The sequence below is a fragment of the Streptomyces sp. N35 genome (assembly GCF_016464295.1).
Lineage (GTDB): Bacteria > Actinomycetota > Actinomycetes > Streptomycetales > Streptomycetaceae > Streptomyces.
In genome coordinates, this window is record NZ_JAEIMH010000067.1 from 22,731 (window position 1) to 25,689 (window position 2,959).

The 2,959-nt window shown below is 69.6% G+C and carries 2 protein-coding genes and 1 pseudogene; 1 reads left to right on the forward strand and 2 read right to left on the reverse strand.

Annotated elements, in window-relative coordinates:
• Window positions 1-162, reverse strand: a pseudogene (locus JAO81_RS42910) (ribonuclease P protein component); the annotation flags it as partial.
• Between the two features lie 19 nt (window positions 163-181).
• Window positions 182-319, reverse strand: a complete 138-nt coding sequence (gene rpmH / locus JAO81_RS30245) for a 50S ribosomal protein L34 (protein WP_016644655.1) — start codon at window positions 317-319, stop codon at window positions 182-184.
• Between the two features lie 469 nt (window positions 320-788).
• Between rpmH and dnaA the strand changes: the two genes are divergently transcribed.
• Window positions 789-2,906, forward strand: coding sequence for a chromosomal replication initiator protein DnaA (dnaA, locus tag JAO81_RS30250; RefSeq protein WP_199551149.1), 2,118 nt, complete (start codon window positions 789-791; stop codon window positions 2,904-2,906).
• The last annotated feature ends 53 nt before the right edge of the window (window positions 2,907-2,959 follow it).

Genomic DNA, 2,959 nt, shown 5'->3' on the forward strand with positions numbered 1-2,959 from the left:
GGGGGGTTCCCCCCCCGGCCTCAATTCCGGCTCCGCTTCTTTAAAGAGATCACCACCGCTGCGTAGATGGACGACGAGGAGCGGGCGTCCAGCCCGGCGTCCCCGGCGTACCGCGGTCGCGAAGTCCTCGCGCCGCCTCAGCCGATGCTCGGTAGGCAGCACGACGTCATGACCTGCGGAATCAGGCCGACAGGCGGGCGCGACCCTTGCTGCGGCGGGACGCCAGGACGGCGCGGCCGGCACGGGTACGCATCCGCAGGCGGAAGCCGTGGGTCTTCGCGCGACGGCGGTTGTTCGGCTGGAAGGTGCGCTTGCTCACTCGGGGGCTCCAGAGAAATCAATCGGGTGGGCGATGTCGCCTGGCTGTCACCGTGCGCCCACGAGTAGCTCGCGATTACGCCCGAGTGCACCGCTTAGTGATCACTCGCGTGATCTACGCCCATCGGAGGCAGGCGGCAGCAGCCATCGACAACTCGACCTGGTTACGGTACGCGGGGCTACGCCATCCGGTCAAACCAGCGAAGGATCGGTGCGGAGGACCAGCGGGGACCGACACTGTGCACAGGCTGTGGACAACAACTTGAACCGCAGCCGTCGGCCTGACTACCGTGGCTGGACTCGGATTGACCCGAACCCACCCGGCTTCGCCCCGTCCCACCCATCCGAGCCGATTCCATCCAGGATCGTGGGAGGACCGACCCCGATTTTCCCGCCGTACCCCCGTACACACCAGTCCCGCAGAACCACACCTTCGTGGGACATCGTGAACTCGTGAGAGAGCGTGCCCTGTGGCTGACGTACCTGCCGATCTTGCCGCAGTCTGGCCACGCGTGCTGGAACAGCTGCTCGGCGAGGGGCGCGACGGGCACGGCCAGGGGGTCGAGGCGAAGGATGTGCAGTGGATCCGGCGCTGCCAGCCGCTGGCGCTCGTCGCGGACACGGCGCTGCTCGCCGTACCGAACGAGATGGCGAAGAACCGGCTCGAGGGGCGGCTCGCCCCGATCGTCAGCGAGACGCTGAGCCGTGAGTGCGGCCGGCCGATCCGTATCGCGATCACGGTCGACGAGACGATGGGCGAACTGCCGCTCACACCCCCGTCGTCCCCGGCGCCGCAGCCGCCGGAGCGTTTCGAGGAGCCTGAACTCCCGGGCGCTTTCCCCGGGATGGGCGCGCGCGGGCAGAACGGCCAGAGCGCTCCGTCGTACGAGAGCTACGGCCGGCGCGACGACGGCCGCCGGGACGATGGACATCGTGACGCCCGTGACAGCCGGGACAGCCGTGACAATCGGGACAGCCGGGATGACGGCCACCGCGACGACGGCCGCCGTGACGAAGGACGGCACGAAGGCGCCCGGCACGAAGGCCCCGACCAGGGCCCCCGCCACGACGAGCAGCAGAACGACCCGCTGCCCACGGTCCGCCCGGCCTACCCCGACTATCAGCGCCGCGAGCCCGGCGCCTGGCCGCGGCCCGGACAGCAGGACGACTACGGCTGGCAGCAGCCGCGGCTCGGCTTCCCCGAGCGCGACGCGTACGGAACGCCGGAACGCGAGCCGTACAACTCCCAGGACCGGGACGGCTACGGCGCCCCCGAGCGGGACAGCTACCCGAAGCGCGACGGCTACCCCGAGCGCGACCCCTATGCCTCCCCGCAGCCCCCGCGCGACTACCGCTCCGAGCGCCCGTCGTACGACTCCGACCGCCCCTCGTACGAGAGCGGCCGGAGCCCGTACGAGAAGCAGCGCCAGCAGGGATACGAGCAGCAACGGCCCGGCATGGGGGACAACTCGGGCGGCCGGGGAGGTTCGGCACCCAGCGGCGCCCCCGGTCCGCTCGCCGCGCAGCCCGCGCCGGCCACCGGTCCCGGTGAGCCGACCGCGCGCCTGAACCCGAAGTACCTCTTCGACACCTTCGTCATCGGCGCCTCGAACCGCTTCGCGCACGCCGCCGCGGTCGCCGTCGCCGAGGCGCCGGCCAAGGCGTACAACCCCCTGTTCATCTATGGGGAGTCGGGCCTCGGCAAGACCCACCTGCTGCACGCCATCGGGCACTACGCGCGCAGTCTCTACCCCGGTACGCGGGTGCGGTACGTGAGCTCGGAGGAGTTCACCAACGAGTTCATCAACTCGATCCGCGACGGCAAGGGCGACAGCTTCCGCAAGCGCTACCGCGAGATGGACATCCTGCTCGTCGACGACATCCAGTTCCTCGCGGACAAGGAGTCGACGCAGGAGGAGTTCTTCCACACCTTCAATACGCTGCACAACGCGAACAAGCAGATCGTGCTCTCCAGTGACCGGCCGCCCAAGCAGCTGGTGACCCTGGAGGACCGGCTGCGCAACCGCTTCGAGTGGGGCCTGATCACGGACGTCCAGCCGCCCGAGCTGGAGACCCGTATCGCGATCCTGCGCAAGAAGGCGGTGCAGGAGCAGCTCAACGCCCCGCCGGAGGTGCTGGAGTTCATCGCCTCGCGGATCTCGCGCAACATCCGTGAGCTCGAGGGCGCGCTGATCCGCGTCACCGCCTTCGCCTCGCTGAACCGGCAGCCGGTCGACCTCGGTCTGACCGAGATCGTGCTCAAGGACCTGATCCCCGGCGGCGAGGACTCCGCACCCGAGATCACGGCGACGGCCATCATGGCCGCCACCGCCGACTACTTCGGGCTCACCGTGGACGACCTGTGCGGCTCCTCGCGCAGCCGCGTCCTGGTGACGGCGCGGCAGATCGCCATGTATCTGTGCCGCGAGCTCACGGACCTCTCGCTGCCGAAGATCGGCGCGCAGTTCGGCGGCCGCGACCACACGACCGTGATGCACGCGGACCGCAAGATCCGCGCGCTGATGGCCGAGCGCCGCTCCATCTACAACCAGGTCACCGAGCTCACGAACCGCATCAAGAACGGCTGACAGACACAGATTTACGGCTCCGAAGGGCGCCCCGGGAGGCAACTCCCGGGGCG